The sequence below is a fragment of the Vibrio sp. YT-18 genome (assembly GCF_033337345.1).
Classification (GTDB): Bacteria; Pseudomonadota; Gammaproteobacteria; order Enterobacterales; family Vibrionaceae; genus Vibrio; species Vibrio alginolyticus.
Genome location: NZ_JAWOQO010000024.1, coordinates 41,600 through 57,386, shown reverse-complemented (window position 1 = coordinate 57,386; position 15,787 = coordinate 41,600). Strand labels below are relative to the sequence as shown.

General features: G+C 45.1%; 10 protein-coding genes and 1 pseudogene. 3 read left to right on the top strand and 8 right to left on the bottom strand.

Annotation, left to right across the window (positions count from 1 at the left end):
• Positions 1-42: 42 nt before the first annotated feature.
• Positions 43-5,757: pseudogene (locus R7M72_RS21830) on the top strand (Calx-beta domain-containing protein); the annotation flags it as partial.
• A 53-nt stretch (positions 5,758-5,810) separates the two neighbouring features.
• Here the strand turns inward: R7M72_RS21830 and R7M72_RS21825 are convergent.
• Both R7M72_RS21825 and R7M72_RS21820 read right to left on the bottom strand, forming a co-directional pair.
• Positions 5,811-7,004: a class I SAM-dependent methyltransferase gene (locus R7M72_RS21825; protein ID WP_025766603.1), complete on the bottom strand. Its 1,194-nt coding sequence runs from the start codon at positions 7,002-7,004 to the stop codon at positions 5,811-5,813.
• Positions 7,005-7,164: 160 nt separating this feature from the next.
• On the bottom strand, positions 7,165-8,568 hold the full coding sequence (locus tag R7M72_RS21820) for a methyl-accepting chemotaxis protein (protein ID WP_203346145.1): 1,404 nt from the start codon (positions 8,566-8,568) through the stop codon (positions 7,165-7,167).
• 90 nt (positions 8,569-8,658) lie between these two features.
• Here R7M72_RS21820 and yccX point away from each other — a divergent pair, with 90 nt between their 5' ends.
• Positions 8,659-8,931 carry an acylphosphatase gene (gene yccX / locus R7M72_RS21815; protein ID WP_005377386.1) on the top strand — a complete coding sequence of 91 codons (273 nt, stop codon included), beginning with the start codon at positions 8,659-8,661 and terminating at the stop codon, positions 8,929-8,931.
• A 2-nt stretch (positions 8,932-8,933) separates the two neighbouring features.
• On the opposite strand, the gene R7M72_RS21810 is transcribed toward yccX, so the two are convergent.
• A complete protein-coding gene (locus R7M72_RS21810; RefSeq protein WP_005377396.1) occupies positions 8,934-9,263 on the bottom strand; it encodes a TusE/DsrC/DsvC family sulfur relay protein in 330 nt (109 codons plus the stop codon).
• A 408-nt stretch (positions 9,264-9,671) separates the two neighbouring features.
• Between R7M72_RS21810 and R7M72_RS21805 the strand changes: the two genes are divergently transcribed.
• The gene (locus tag R7M72_RS21805) at positions 9,672-10,046 is read left to right on the top strand and encodes a chromosome partitioning protein ParB (protein ID WP_005377398.1); all 375 of its coding nucleotides are present in this window, start codon (positions 9,672-9,674) and stop codon (positions 10,044-10,046) included.
• A 76-nt stretch (positions 10,047-10,122) separates the two neighbouring features.
• Here R7M72_RS21805 and R7M72_RS21800 read toward each other — a convergent pair whose 3' ends face one another.
• The 5 genes from R7M72_RS21800 to R7M72_RS21780 form a co-directional block, all read right to left on the bottom strand.
• Positions 10,123-10,791 (bottom strand): Bax inhibitor-1/YccA family protein, encoded by a 669-nt coding sequence (locus R7M72_RS21800; protein WP_017634610.1) that lies wholly within the window; start codon positions 10,789-10,791, stop codon positions 10,123-10,125.
• A gap of 248 nt (positions 10,792-11,039) precedes the next feature.
• Positions 11,040-11,789, bottom strand: coding sequence for an amino acid ABC transporter ATP-binding protein (locus tag R7M72_RS21795; RefSeq protein WP_017634609.1), 750 nt, complete (start codon positions 11,787-11,789; stop codon positions 11,040-11,042).
• Positions 11,790-11,812: 23 nt separating this feature from the next.
• Positions 11,813-12,910 (bottom strand): amino acid ABC transporter permease, encoded by a 1,098-nt coding sequence (locus R7M72_RS21790; protein WP_005389988.1) that lies wholly within the window; start codon positions 12,908-12,910, stop codon positions 11,813-11,815.
• Position 12,911: 1 nt separating this feature from the next.
• On the bottom strand, positions 12,912-14,117 hold the full coding sequence (locus tag R7M72_RS21785; protein ID WP_005377402.1) for an amino acid ABC transporter permease: 1,206 nt from the start codon (positions 14,115-14,117) through the stop codon (positions 12,912-12,914).
• Positions 14,118-14,334: 217 nt separating this feature from the next.
• Positions 14,335-15,363: an amino acid ABC transporter substrate-binding protein gene (locus R7M72_RS21780; RefSeq protein ID WP_005377403.1), complete on the bottom strand. Its 1,029-nt coding sequence runs from the start codon at positions 15,361-15,363 to the stop codon at positions 14,335-14,337.
• Positions 15,364-15,787 lie beyond the last annotated feature (424 nt).

Below are 15,787 nucleotides of genomic sequence, written 5' to 3'. Positions count from 1 at the left end.
GGAGACTTAGGTACCTTAGAATACAACACCGGAAGTGGCTGGGTGACAGTGCCAAACGATGGCGTGGTGACGGTGCCAGCAGGGCAAACCGAGTTTGATGTGCGCATCGCTTCCACTGATGACGCCGTTTATGAAGGCCCTGAAGATTTCAGCGTGACGGTGACTGGCATTGGGGCGGTGCAAGGTAGCGATACGGGAACGGCAACGATTGTGGATGACGGCACGGGGCCAGGCCCCGATCCGGATGATGACCGCCCGAATGTGAGTATTTCAGATGCTGGCACCATCAATGAGGGGGATACAGCCAACTTCAAAGTGACGTTGTCGAACGCCTCTGAGTCTACAGTACAAGTCGAGCTAGGCCTGAACTTGGGAGATACGGAAGCCGGTGACTTAGGCACCTTAGAATACAACACGGGAAGTGGTTGGGTTGCAGTGCCAAACGATGGCGTGGTGACGGTGCCAGCAGGGCAAACCGAGTTTGATGTGCGCATCGCTTCCACTGATGACGCCGTTTATGAAGGCCCTGAAGATTTCAGCGTGACGGTGACTGGCATTGGGGCGGTGCAAGGTAGCGATACGGGAACGGCAACGATTGTGGATGACGGCACGGGTCCAGGCCCCGATCCGGATGATGATCGTCCAAGCGTGACTATTTCAGACGCTGGCACCATCAATGAGGGTGACACAGCGAACTTCAAAGTGACGCTGTCGAACGCGTCTGAAGCGGAAACGCAAGTGGAGCTGGGTCTTAATCTTGGCGATACCGAAGTTGGAGACTTAGGTACCTTAGAATACAACACAGGCTCCGGTTGGGTTGCAGTGCCAAACGATGGCGTAGTAACGGTGCCAGCAGGGCAAACTGAGTTTGATGTGCGTATCGCTTCTATTGATGACGCTGTTTATGAAGGCCCTGAAGATTTCAGCGTGACGGTGACTGGCATTGGGGCGGTGCAAGGTAGCGATACGGGAACGGCAACGATTGTGGATGACGGCACGGGTCCAGGCCCCGATCCGGATGATGATCGTCCAAGCGTGACTATTTCAGACGCTGGCACCATCAATGAGGGTGACACAGCGAACTTCAAAGTGACGCTGTCGAACGCGTCTGAAGCGGAAACGCAAGTGGAATTGGGTCTTAATCTTGGCGATACCGAAGTTGGAGACTTAGGCACCTTAGAATACAACACAGGCTCCGGTTGGGTTGCAGTGCCAAACGATGGTGTGGTGACCGTGCCAGCAGGGCAAACTGAGTTTGATGTGCGTATTGCTTCCATTGATGACGCCGTTTATGAAGGTCCAGAAGATTTCAGTGTCACGGTGACTGGCATTGGCGCAGTGCAAGGCAGCGATACCGGTACGGCAACGATTGTGGATGACGGCAGTGGTCCGGGCCCTGATCCGGATGATGACCGTCCAAGCGTGACTATTTCAGATGCTGGCACCATCAATGAGGGTGAGACAGCGAACTTCAAAGTGACGCTGTCGAATGCCTCCGAGTCCACTGTTCAAGTCGAGCTAGGCCTGAACTTAGGTGACACCGAAGTTGGAGACTTAGGCACCTTAGAATACAACACAGGCTCCGGTTGGGTTGCAGTGCCAAACGATGGTGTGGTGACCGTGCCAGCAGGGCAAACTGAGTTTGATGTGCGTATTGCTTCCATTGATGACGCCGTTTATGAAGGTCCAGAAGATTTCAGTGTCACGGTAACCGGCATTGGCGCAGTACAAGGCAGCGATACGGGGACGGCAACGATAGTGGATGACGGCAGTGGCCCGGGTCCCGATCCGGATGATGACCGTCCAAGCGTGACTATTTCAGACGCTGGCACCATCAATGAGGGGGATACAGCCAACTTCAAAGTGACGTTGTCGAATGCCTCTGAGTCCACTGTTCAAGTCGAGCTAGGCCTGAACTTAGGTGACACCGAAGTTGGAGACTTAGGCACCTTAGAATACAACACAGGCTCCGGTTGGGTTGCAGTGCCAAACGATGGCGTGGTAACGGTGCCAGCAGGGCAAACTGAGTTTGATGTGCGCATCGCTGCCATTGATGATGCTGTTTATGAAGGCCCTGAAGATTTCAGTGTGACGGTGACTGGCATTGGCGCAGTGCAAGGCAGCGATACGGGGACGGCAACGATAGTGGATGACGGCAGTGGCCCGGGTCCCGATCCGGATGATGACCGTCCAAGCGTGACTATTTCAGATGCTGGCACCATTAATGAGGGTGAGACAGCCAACTTCAAAGTGACGCTATCGAATGCCTCCGAGTCTACAGTTCAAATCGAGCTAGGCCTCAACTTGGGTGACACCGAAGTTGGAGATTTGGGCACCCTAGAATACAACACGGGAAGTGGTTGGGTGACAGTGCCAAACGATGGTGTAGTAACGGTGCCAGCGGGGCAAACTGAGTTTGATGTGCGTATTGCTTCCATTGATGACGCTGTTTATGAAGGCCCTGAAGATTTCAGCGTGACAGTAACCGGCATTGGTGCAGTGCAAGGCAGCGATACCGGTACGGCAACGATTATTGATAATGATGCTCCTCCTTCTATTTCAAATGTTGTGAATGCAGTTGTTTCGGAAGAAGGTTTAGCTAATGGTATCCCTGATAATACAGGAGCACCTTCAGACACCACTAACTCCGCAAGTTTCTCAGGAACATTCATAGTTGCCGATCCAGACACGGCGAATGTTTCAGTGGTATTGGCAGGCCCTAACAACCTAACATCAGGAGGGGAGCCTATATCGTGGACGTGGGACAACAGTACTCAAACGCTGACTGCGAAAACTGCTCACCTGAGCGTTGTTGCTACTGTTGTGCTGAGCGAGCCTTCAGCTTCAGGTCAAGGCTCTTGGGACTATACTATTACTCTGTTTGAGCCACTTGATCATCCTGTTAATGATGTGGAAGACATCATCAACTTTGATTTACAGATTTCTGTAAGTGATGGACAAACAACAACATCTCAAAGCTTAAATGTGGCCGTTGAAGATGATTGCCCATACGTGCCTGTTGTTGTTCAACCCGTCGATGTGTCGCTTACTGGTGCACCTAACGTTCTGACAGGGCGCATAGATTTTGCAGGAAGTGAGGCAGATGCAACCAGTCGAACATTTGGGGACGTTGTTGTGACTGCAAACGGTTTTGTGTCTGACGAATCTGTGATGCTGGGAACAGCTGAAATCAATCAATCATCAGAAGGGATTGGCGTTAAAAGTTCTGGTAACAACGGCTTCCAATTAGAAAACGAAGTCGATTATCGATTCGCGGGTAATGAGGGTGTATCAGAGCAGTTAATCATAGACTTAGGCAATAAAGTTGCTTACGGAGCAGAAATAGAATTTGAGAAAATGTTTGGTGGTGAACTTGAGAAAGGAATCGCATCTTTTTATAGAGATGGTGTATTAATTGCTCAGCAATCGTTCAGCTCTGACGCAAGCAGTGGTGATTACGCGGCAAATTTCAATGTTCAACAGGGAGGCTTTGATAAAATCATCCTCGAGGCGACCAGTAATGGCAATGGCCCGGATACTGAAGACAACAGTGACTTTACCGTTAAATCAATAACCTTTACAGGTGCGTACTCTGGCGTGCCAATTGCTAGTGCGGATGGGAACCTCGGTGCTGTATATGGAGCTGATGGCCCTGGTTCTATAGTCTTAAATGGAGGTGAGGCTGGTTTAGAGACTCTAGATGGTAAAGACGTGTTGATATACGTCGATCCACAAAACTCTAATAGACTGATTGCAGAGGCTGATGGAGAGCTTGCATTCGAAGTTCAACTTACACCTAGCACTGGAAAATGGGAGTTCTTCCAATACTTGCCTTTGACCTCACCTTATGGCGATGGGGATATCGATTTTAACTACACTATTACTGATAATGATGGCGACAGTAAAACGGGGTACTTTTCTGTCAACCCTTACGCCCCACCAATTGTAGAAGGTGTAACACTAAACGTTTCTGAGGAAGGCTTAAGCAACGCCATTGCTGATGACTCTGCTCTAAACGGCTTTGATGACACAACTGACTCGAGTACTGATGTAGAACAATTGACGCTGGGTCAAACCGTTGATTCTGTTACGCTCAGTGAACCATCTACAGCTCTTACTAGTAACGGTATCTCTGTAACGTGGACGTTATCAAATAACGACCAAATGCTTATCGGTTCAGCGAACGGTGAAGAGGTTATCAAAATATCAGTCAATGATACTGGAGTGGTATCTACGGAGCTTCTTGGTCCGATTGATCACTCCAACCCATCTGGAGAAGACACCTTAAATATTGAGGTGCCTGTGCTTGTCTCGAATGCTCGTGGTCTTACTAACTCCACAACGGTCAACGTTATTGTGGAAGATGACTCACCAGATTCTGCATCTATTATTCACGATGTAGTTGCAGAAACTAAAGAAAGTGCCAACGTTCAGCTCATAATGGATGTCTCGGGTTCTATGCGAACGGATAATCGCTTGCAGATAATGAAAGATTCGGCAACTCAGTTATTGAATCAATATGAGTCTATCGGTCAAACGCGAGTTCAAATTATTACTTATAGCAGTACAGCATCCACTTACGCTATAGGTGCTGCGACGTGGCTGACGGTCGAGGAGGCCAAAGCGTATATTGAGACGCTAACTGCGGGTGGCGCGACTAACTATAACAACGCGCTAAATGAAGCAAAACAGTCATGGGATGATGTAGGTAAGTTAACCAGTGCGTCGAATGTTAGTTACTTCTTGTCAGATGGTCAGCCAAACCCTGCGTCATCATTTATAAACGACGCTCGCGAGCAGAGTTGGATTGATCACCTAACCGATCCTGATAATCAGATAACAGCCCTAGCGTATGGTATGGGCGTTAATCTTATGCCGGAGCAATTAGATCGCGTAGCATATGATGGCTTTTTGAATCAAGACCTTGATGGTGTTGTGGTTCCTGACGTAACTCAATTACCTCCGGTTATGTTGCAGTCAGTGATTCAACCTGTTGGGGGGAACTTGATGTATACCACTTCTCCAGATACAGGTATTGGTGCAGATGGTGGTTATATTAGCGAAATAGAACATGACGGTGTCACTTATTCGTTTGATGGTTCAGACCTAATAGTAACTGACAATAACGATGGTATTTCGCATGCATTTGACGACACAACGATGCAGCTTACTATCTATATCGACAGCAAACATACTCTGGAAATCGACTTAAACGACGGTGCGTATGCATTTTATGGTGCGGTGGGTGATACAGTTGAAACGTTAGACTTCGATTATGTATTGACGGATAACGATGGTGATCAAAGTGAGAACACCCTGCAATTCGTTATTGATGAAAACGGAGGAGTAAATGCTTCAAGTAATGGCTCTGCAAATATTATTGAAGCTGAAGTGGACGTAAGTCATGACATCTTGATCGGTAATGATAACGAGGCAGATGTCTTTAAATGGGTCAACGACTCCTTGGATACAGGAACAGATCTAATTAGAGGTTTTGAGAGAGATTTGGACACCTTAGATCTGAGTGAAGTCGTTGAAGATGCAGGGCACAATACGATAGAAGAACTTCTCAATAGTATTGACTTGAACATTGATGGCGATGACTTATCTCTAGAAATAACCCATAACGATGGAAACTCAATTCAAACTATCGTAATAGAAAACGGGGCGACAGAGTTTAGTGATTTAATCGTGGGAAATGCGGACTTTGAGAGAGATGTGTTATCCGCACTAACTAAGGTTAACTTAGAGCCATAATGAAAAAGGGCCAGTAGGCCCTTTTCTTCTGCTTTGTCTTACTTATTCGTAGCCTAAAGCACTTTACATGCAAAACCTTTTAAGTAGAAACCTTCTGGATATGCGGTATCGGTTGGGTGGTCAGCGGCTTGTTCAAAACGCTCCACAAACTTTACTTGGCGGTTAGCATCTACGGCTGCATCAGCGATGATTTTCTGGAACAGAACTTGATCCATCAAGCCAGAGCACGAGTAGGTTAGTAGCGTGCCGCCCGGTTTTAGAATTTGCATTGCTAGCATGTTGATGTCTTTGTAACCACGACATGCGCCGTTTAGTTGTGCTTTGCTCTCTGCGAACTTCGGTGGGTCCATGATCACAACATCGAACTGAGTTCCTTGATCACGATACTCACGAAGCAGCTTAAACACGTCTGCATTTAGGAACACGGCACGCTTCTTCGAAATATCAAACTCGTTTAGCTCTGCGTTGAATTTTGCGGTATCTAAAGCAGGTTGCGACACGTCAGCGTTAATCACACGCTTTGCATCACCTTTTAGAGCGTAAAGTCCGAAGCCACCTGTGTAAGAGAAGCAGTTAAGAACTTCTTTGCCTTTCATATATTTCATCGCTTGCTGGCGACTATCACGTTGATCTAGGTAGAAACCTGTTTTGTGTCCGCCAACGATATCTACACTAATCTTTACGCCATTTTCTTCGATGACGACTGATTTAGGTGGCTCTTCGCCGTGCAAGACGCCCGTGCTCTCTTTTAAACCTTCTTTTTTACGAACGGCCACGTCAGAGCGCTCGTACACATTACAATCAGGGAAGCACTCAACCAGAGCGTCAACAATAGCCTGCTTATTGTGTTCTGCGCCAGCACTGAGAAGTTGGCACACAAAGAAATTTTGGTAACGGTCGATCGTAACGCCTGGTAAGCCGTCAGACTCTGCTGCGATAAGGCGATAACCCGTAAGGCCATCACGTTCGATAATGTCTTCACGAAGAAGTTGTGCGTCTTTAAGTCGTTTAACGAAAAACGCGGTGTCGATTTCTTCTTTATCAAAACTCCAAATACGAGCACGAATTTGTGAAGCTGGCGAATATGCCGCCTTAGCTAGCCATTTACCGTCGTGAGTGAATACATCAACCGTTTCGCCAAGAGCAGGTTCGCCCTCAACTTTGTTGATGCCTCGAGAGAAGATCCAAGGGTGCTTGCGCTTGACCGATTTCTCACGACCTTTAACCAAATAGATAGCAGCTGTCATTTCATTAGCTCTTGTTGAATTTTGAAAGGGGCGTATTGTCCGGGATGTAAATGGTAAAAGCAATATCCCTCGGCAATCCAGTACATTGTAGTGACTTTTAAATACAAAAAAGGTCACTAAAGTGACCCTTTTATTGAATTTGCTGTAATAAATTCCGTTGCTATGCTTTAAGTCCAGTAAGTAGTGCTTCCATTGTGTCGCTTTGCTTACGCAGTTGATCAACGTTTTGTGAAGTCGTGCTTATCATATTGCACACGTTATCTGCTTGAACTCGAATTTCTTCAACGCTTGAGGCGATATTGTCCGCGACTACACCTTGCTCTTCAGCTGCTGTTGCAATTTGAATGCTACTGTCGGAGATAGTTTGATTTTTATCTGCCAAAGAGCCGATTTCGTGATTCACTTCCGTCATGAGGTTTTGTCCCTCATTTGCGTTATTAACTGTCACTTCCATCAGCTTAGTAAGTGACTGACTGTTACGCTGTAACGATTCAATCATCGTTTGGATTTCCACTGTCGCTTGCTGAGTGCGTCCCGCAAGAGCGCGAACCTCATCCGCAACGACCGCAAATCCACGACCTTGTTCTCCAGCACGTGCAGCTTCAATAGCCGCGTTCAGAGCAAGTAGGTTGGTTTGCTCGGAGATCCCATTGATGGTTGTCACGACTTCATCAATTTGTGCTGCATTGGCATCTAACTCGGCAACGGCTTGAGACGCAGATTGAATCTCATTAGAAAGGTTCGAAATCGACTGAAGCGTATTCTCAACTTTCACTTGTCCAGACTGAGCCACGTTTCGCGCATCATCGGTTTGCGTGCTTGAATCGTGAGCTAGTGTCGCGACTTCTCGAATCGTTGATGCCATCTGTTCAGTTGCACTCGCAAGAGAGTTGAGGTGTTCCTGCTGAGTCGCTGAAATATCTGAACTGTGATGAATCGATTGATTCAGGTCTGAGCTAATTTGTTGCATTAACGCCACAGACTCTTGAATCGACAGCACCATTTGTTGCTCTCGTTCTGCAACTTTGTCTATCGTAATAGCAATTTCACTAAACTCGTCGCGAACAGGGAAGAAGTTCATTCTCGCAGTTAAGTCGCCACCCGCAAGGGTGTTTAATGCTTTGTTCATCGTGAACATCGCGCCGCCAATAAACGTCATGATGTAGTAAACGCCAAGAGCGAGAATAAACAAGCTCACACAGATGATGCTCACTTGAGTCGTTGATAGGGCAGTCCATAAAGAAAGTTCATGGTTTGCAACCAAGCTGTACGCACCATTTAAAACTGACACGGATTGCGGCCCTGAGCCAATAGAAACGGTTTCTGAACCCGCTATGAGGCTTGCTACTTGAGATTGAGAAAGGTTGCCTGCCTCTATCAGACCTTTCATAAGCATGAGCTCTTCTTGGTACATACTTGAGATCAGTGTATTAGCCGCGCTATTAAGGACGAGAGTGAGAATGACTAAAGCAAGAAGAGGGAGAACGAAGAGCAAATAGAACTTTTCTTGAATCTTTAAGTGAATGAGATACTTATCAATCCAGCGGAATGGAATTTCTTTCATAATTATAATAACCGTGCAAAAACCCACTATCCTTAGTGGGGTGAATAGACGAAAAGAATATATCACTCAGTAAAAAGAAGCGGTACAAAGATGAACGTAAAGTGTGAGAGATTTATAGTAAAAGGTCACGTTCAAGGCGTAGGCTTTCGTTACCATACTTCCCATCAAGGATTGAAGCTAGGGTTAACAGGTTATGCGAAGAACCTAAACAATGGTGATGTTGAAGTGATGGCGTGTGGAACAGACGCGCAAATAGTTGCGTTTTCGGAATGGTTACAAGAAGGACCGCGAACGGCAACAGTAGAGCAAGTGATGCAGGAGCCTGCGTCGTATAAGCCGTTACGCGGTTTTAAAATTTTATGAATCTACAAGCATTTAGCTGGCTTTGGTAGGCCGGCTAATTTGGTTGCTTGTTTGGCTGGTCCCTTTTTAAACAGCTTGAATAGATACTTACTGTTACCTTTTTCCGGGCCGTGCGCTTTTTCCATCGCTTTCACAAGCATACGCACTGCAGGGGAGGTATTAAACTCTTCATAAAAGTCTCGCACAAAATGCACAACTTCCAAATGAGCATCCGTAAGCTCGATGTCTTCTTCTTTTGCTAAAAGCTCAATCATACCTTCTTCCCATTGAGTATGATCCAATAAGTAGCCTTGAGCATCCGTTTCAATTTCTTTGCCGTTGTAAACGAACATAACGTTTTATCCGTTAAGTAAACATGGATGTTTATAGATTAGCGACAGCCGAGAATGTTCTCAACAAAAGAATCTCGAAGTAGTGCCGAGCGAAGCAAAAGCGTACAAAATGGTGAGTGTTTTTGACTGAGCTAGGCACTTTGATATAAATGCTCTTTTATTCAAATAAATAGGAAACTATTCAGTTTATTAGAAATTTTACGGGGTGAGTACCAACGAAATTGCATGGATATCCAGGCTTATTCATTTTTGTTTTGGTTTTTTCTTGGCTACTTGTCTGATTATGGGATTTTATGGGTGAATGAATAGCTGACAACGTTGTGTTTGTTTTCATAGACCGATATTCTCATTGGATTAATGAAAGCCTGTATTCAGGTTAGAAACAACAATGATGACAAGGAGTTAGTCATGTCGAAACAACGTTACATTGAGATTAATGACAATGTAAAATCCACTTGGTCCATCGAGCGTATTTGGCAACTTGCAGAATCCTTACCTGTAGAAGAAATTTCGATTGATGATATCAAAGGCCCAAATGAAGTGACTTGGTTTAGTCATGAAGGGCCACAGCCAACCTGCCGTGAAATTGCAAAACATTGCCAACGAATCAACAATGCTGATTTGTCGTATCCGGTAATCTTAACCAGTGACTATCGTGTTTTTGACGGTATGCACCGAATCGCCAAGCAAATCATGTTAGGAGAGGAAACGATCAAAGTGAGACGCTTTAGAGAAAATCCAGAAGCTGACGAAGTTATAGAGTTGTCAGTAGAGCAGGCGTAATACACTGAATTGCACACAAAGAAAAAGCCCGAAGGAATTACCTTCGGGCTTTTTTATTCTACTTAACGAGAAACGATTAATCGTCGTTCATGATGCCTAGAATGCTTAGCAGACTAGTGAACAAGTTAAGGATGTTTAGGTACATCGAAATTGTTGCACTGATGTAGTTTGTCTCTTCACCACGAACGATACGACTTGTATCGAATAGGATGAAACCAGAGAACACGAGTGCAGAAACACTGCTGATTACTAGGTGAGCCATTGTTGAACCAACGAAGATGTTAATCAGCGCTGCAACGATCACAATGATCAAACCTGCCATCAGGAAGTTGCGCATGAAAGAGAAATCTTTCTTGCTTGAAATGGTGTAAGCCGATAGGCCAAGGAACACCATACCAGTCAAACCTAGAGCTTGAGCAATGATAGTAGGACCGTTTGGAATTGATGCGTAGTAGTTAAGCATTGGACCTAAAGCACCACCCATTAGAGTCGTGAAAACGAATGTCCAAACGATACCAGATGATGAGTTGATTGCCTTTGGCATAACAAAGAACAAAATACCAATCGCTGCAACCTGCATCACAATTGCCATGATTGGTGAAATTTGCATTGCCATAGTCGCGACTGCTGCGATAGCACTGGTCATCAGTGTCATCGACAGTAGGAAGTAAGTGTTTTTCAGTACTTTGTTAGTTTCTAGTGTATTAGGAACACTTGTTGAACGAGTAAACATTGGACTGTTCATAATTATCCTCAATAAGGGAGTTTACTATTGGTACATTTATGGGGCTGAAAGTTCAAAAAATCAAGCCCTTTTCATGCATATCCTAGATAAAATGATAATGGAAATAAGATGTTATGTATTTGGCAACTTGTAACACAATATTACTGCCTAGCATAGCTATGTTGATTCTCACACAGATTTTTGAATTTAGTAACAAAAGCACTGGCTTCATAGAAACCAGTGCTTTTTTATGTCGATTCGGCTAAATCTTAGTGGTGTAAGATTTGCGCTAGGAAGTTTTGGGTCCTATCCGATTGAGGATTCTCAAAGAAATCGACCGGGTTGTTTTCTTCGATGATCTCTCCTGCGTCCATGAATATCACGCGATCGGCAACCTCTTTAGCAAAGCCCATTTCATGTGTCACACAAAGCATAGTCATGCCTTCCTCGGCGAGTTCGACCATTACATCCAGTACTTCGCGAACCATTTCCGGGTCGAGTGCAGATGTTGGCTCATCAAAAAGCATGACTTTAGGGTTCATACACAAAGAGCGAGCAATCGCCACGCGTTGTTGCTGACCACCAGACAACTGACCGGGATACTTCTCCGCTTGGTCTGGAATTTTTACACGTTCCAGATATTTCATCGCAACTGCTTCTGCCTCATCTTTTGGCATCTTCTTCACCCAGATAGGCGCGAGCGTACAGTTTTCCAGTACGGTTAAATGAGGGAAGAGATTAAAGTGTTGAAAGCACATGCCCACTTCTCGGCGTACTGCTTCAATGTTCTTTAAGTCTTCAGTTAATTCCGTACCAGAGACGTAAATGCTGCCTGTTTGGTGCTCTTCAAGACGGTTAATACAGCGAATCATCGTTGATTTTCCCGACCCTGATGGACCACAGATAACGATTTTCTCGCCGCGCTTAACGTCGAGGTTAATATTTTTTAGTACGTGAAACTCACCATACCATTTATTCATGTCCTTCAATTGGATCATGTAGTCTTGTTGTTGCGTCATAATACGTCCTTGATCTTGATGAGTTATCGTTTGTGACCGGTATGAAGTTTGTTTTCAAGCCATATCGAATAGCGCGACATGCCAAAACAAAATACCCAAAACACTAACGCGACAAATACATAACTTTCTGTAGCAAAACCTAACCATTCAGGGTCGGTATTTGCTGCTTGTCCTATACCGAGTACGTCAAACATGCCAATGATGAGTACCAAACTGGTGTCTTTAAACAAACCGATGAAGGTGTTCACGATAGAAGGAATAGTAATCTTTAGCGCCTGTGGCAAGATAATCAGCCCAGTCTTTTTCCAGTAACTTAACCCAAGCGCATCAGCGGCTTCATATTGACCTTTCGGAATGGCTTGTAGACCACCGCGTACCACTTCTGCCATGTAAGCGGAGGCAAACATAACCACACCTATAAGGGCGCGAATCAGTTTATCTGTCTCTGAGCCTTCAGACATAAACAATGGAAGCATAACCGAAGCCATGAACAAAACCGTAATCAGAGGAACGCCACGCCAAACTTCAATGTAGACGGTACAAATGCTGCGAATGATCGGCATCTCTGAACGTCTACCAAGCGCAAGCACCACACCAATTGGCAATGAAACTACGATACCAACTAGCGCAATAATGAGCGTAACGAGTAGTCCACCCCACTTGTGTGTATCTACCACTTCTAGTCCAAAGACACCACCGTATAAAAGTCCAGCGATGATGAATGGGTAGATGTTTACGAAGAAAAGCCAAATCCACATCCGTTTCGGTGTCTTCTCATACGCGAGTAAAACAGTAAATATGGCTAATGTGATATAGAACAGGCGAGGGCGCCATAGTTCGGACTCTGGATAAAAACCATACATGAACTGCTCCCAGCGCACGCTGATAAATACCCAGCAAGCACCATCTCGGCTACAGTCGTCACGCGTTGAGCCAATCCAGTCTGCGTTAATAAACGCCCAATCCACGATATACCATATTGCAGTTACGACAATATACGCAAGAATGACAGTAACAATGGAATTGATAGGGCCATTAAATAGATTTTTCCGCATCCAACCAACGAAGCCTACAGTATTGGCGGGTGGCGGGAGATCCGGTTGAAATTGATGAGTACTCATATTATCTCTCCACCAGCGCGACTTTACGGTTATACAAGTTCATTAATGCAGACGTAATCAGACTTAATGTCAAGTACACGCCCATCGTCATCGCAATGATCTCAATCGCTTGTCCCGTTTGGTTCAGGGTAGTACCAGCAAACACAGAGACAAGATCTGGGTAACCAATCGCCATCGCTAACGATGAGTTTTTGGTGAGGTTGAGATATTGACTGGTTAAAGGTGGAATAATAATTCGTAACGCTTGAGGAATGACAACAAGCTTTAAAGTTTTCGAGCGTGGTAAGCCTAGCGACATCGCTGCTTCGGTTTGACCATGACTAACCGCATTAATACCAGAGCGAACAATCTCAGCAATGAAAGAAGCTGTATAAACACTCAATGCCAAAAGTAGCGCAGCCAATTCAGGAATAATGCTAATACCACCTCGGAAGTTAAACCCTTTTAGTTCAGGATAATTCAGTGAAATTGGCATACCAGCAAGGAAGTACACAACCAATGGAAGGCCAACAACTAAACCCAAAACTATTCTTCCCATTGGGGTTTGTTGCCCAGTGAGACGTTGCTTATTATTCGCCCATACATTAATTAATAAGCTTGCGATTACCCCGAAGATTAACGCGGCAATAACGTAGCTACTGCCGGGTTCCATAGTCGGTGCAGGGAAATATAAGCCACGAACGTTCAGGAAAATAGCTTCACCAAGACTTAAGCTTTGGCGTGGTGAGGGTAATGCTTGAAGAACAGCGAAATACCAGAAGAATATTTGCAGAAGAAGGGGGATATTTCGGAAAGTTTCGATATAAACTGCCGCTAAACGACTAACTAACCAGTTAGAAGAAAGGCGGGCAACCCCCATGGTAAAGCCAATCACAGTAGCCAGAATAATACCTAATACGGAGACTAACGCCGTATTAAGAAGGCCGATGATAAATGTTCTACCGTAAGAGTACGTTTCATCGTATTCAATTAGTGTTAACCCAATACCAAACCCGGCTTCTTGATTCAGAAAACCGAAGCCCGTTGCAATACCACGAGCATCTAAGTTATTGAGAGCGTTGTTTACAATCGTGTAAAAGAAAAATACCAGTGCAGCAATGGCAATGATCTGGAAAATAGCAGAACGAAAGGCAGGATTATAAATCAGGCTCTTGCTTCCGCTTGGTTTGGACATCGTACTTGGCGATGCATCTTGTGTCGGTTTCATACAGCGATAACCTCAAACCTTAGTTATAGATATCGGCCTGTATAAAGAAGTTTCGTCCTTGCTGGCTAAAGAATAACGCTCCATGTCTGGTGACGTACGAACCTTTAAAGCCGTTCCACCAAGCGAGCGCTTTTCGCCATCCAATGAGCGATCCTTACTCATACAGTGAGATATAATCAAGAAAAAGGGCGGCATGAACCGCCCTGATTAACTCTTTCTATCGGATTGGTGGCGCGTACATAAAGCCGCCTGCATTCCATAGTGCATTAACGCCACGAGAGATTTCTAACGGCGAACCAGTACCGACTGTACGTTCGAAGCTTTCACCATAGTTACCAACTTGTTTGATAACCTGGTAGCCCCAATCGTCGCGGATACCCAACCCTTTGCCTTTAGGGCCATCAACACCAAGGATACGTTTGATGTTTGGATCTGTTGACTTCAGCATTTCATCCGCATTCTTCGAACTAATACCGTATTCTTCAGCGTTAATCATCGCAGACAATGTCCACTTAGCGATGTTAAACCATTGATCATCGCCTTGACGAACGACTGGACCTAGTGGCTCTTTAGAGATGATTTCTGGAAGAACGGCCGCAGAGGACGGATCTTTCAAATTCAAACGCAGTGCATAAAGGCCAGATTGGTCAGTTGTTAATACGTCACAGCGTCCCGCATCAAAACCTTTCGAAGTTTGCGCCGCTGTGTCGAATACCACAGGTTTGTACGCCATGCCTTGGTTGCGGAAATAATCTGCAAGGTTTAGCTCGGTTGTTGTACCTGATTGAACACATACCGACGCACCATCAAGCTCTTTAGCACTTGAGATACCAAGTTCCTTCTTCACCATAAAACCTTGACCGTCGTAGTAGTTCACACCTACGAAGTTTAGGCCCAGTGCAGTGTCACGGTGGAGAGTCCAGGTCGTGTTACGGGAAAGCACATCAATCTCACCAGATTGAAGCGCAGTGAAACGTTCTTTTGCGGTTAGGGGTACATATTTAACTTTCGTTTTATCCCCAAGAACGGCTGCAGCCAGTGCTTGGCAATATTCTACGTCGATACCTTCCCATTCGCCTTTTGAGTTAGGGTTAGAGAAACCAGGTAGACCGGTACTTACGCCACAAGTAAGAAAACCTTGTTTTGTGACTTTGTCCAGAGTAGTGTCTGCTGCTTGAGCTGATGTTGCCATCATCGCAGTAGAAGCCGCTACGACGGAAGCAAGAACTGTGAGTTTATTTGCCATTTGTATCCTTCCTGTATGATCCATGTTTAATCAGGAGTGACCTGAAATAACGTGTCCAATTCGTTAGAGTTATCGTCCTACGTGATTGATTTTCGAAGAAACGGCATTCGATAGATCAACCAGTTATAAGCGTAGGAAAGGATCTGTTAATTCTCAAATATATAATTTAAATGAAGTTTTGAGAGAACTTACAAAGTGCCTTGAGATTTAGAATGACGAAATGTTAATTGTTTGTAAATAGTGCAATTCATGGACAATTTGGTGCATCAGAACAATCAATAGAAGAGTGAACAATACAAAAGAATAAAAAGTTGTTATTAAAACTGTCATTAGCTGAGCAAGGTGAAGTTCAGTAAAAATTCAAACAAAAATTATTTGTGATACCGAAACAGGGTGATGAGCTTGCCCCATTTTTGGTAGCATG

Excerpts from the sequence above, each read along its gene's own strand:
- R7M72_RS21790 (WP_005389988.1), bottom strand. The coding sequence starts at position 12,910 with ATGAGTACTCATCAATTTCAACCGGATCTCCCGCCACCCGCCAATACT.
- R7M72_RS21785 (WP_005377402.1), bottom strand. The coding sequence starts at position 14,117 with ATGAAACCGACACAAGATGCATCGCCAAGTACGATGTCCAAACCAAGC.
- R7M72_RS21800 (WP_017634610.1), bottom strand. The coding sequence starts at position 10,791 with ATGAACAGTCCAATGTTTACTCGTTCAACAAGTGTTCCTAATACACTA.
- R7M72_RS21795 (WP_017634609.1), bottom strand. The coding sequence starts at position 11,789 with ATGACGCAACAACAAGACTACATGATCCAATTGAAGGACATGAATAAA.
- R7M72_RS21805 (WP_005377398.1), top strand. The coding sequence starts at position 9,672 with ATGTCGAAACAACGTTACATTGAGATTAATGACAATGTAAAATCCACT.
- R7M72_RS21825 (WP_025766603.1), bottom strand. The coding sequence starts at position 7,004 with ATGACAGCTGCTATCTATTTGGTTAAAGGTCGTGAGAAATCGGTCAAG.
- R7M72_RS21810 (WP_005377396.1), bottom strand. The coding sequence starts at position 9,263 with ATGTTCGTTTACAACGGCAAAGAAATTGAAACGGATGCTCAAGGCTAC.
- yccX (WP_005377386.1), top strand. The coding sequence starts at position 8,659 with ATGAACGTAAAGTGTGAGAGATTTATAGTAAAAGGTCACGTTCAAGGC.
- R7M72_RS21820 (WP_203346145.1), bottom strand. The coding sequence starts at position 8,568 with ATGAAAGAAATTCCATTCCGCTGGATTGATAAGTATCTCATTCACTTA.
- R7M72_RS21780 (WP_005377403.1), bottom strand. The coding sequence starts at position 15,363 with ATGGCAAATAAACTCACAGTTCTTGCTTCCGTCGTAGCGGCTTCTACT.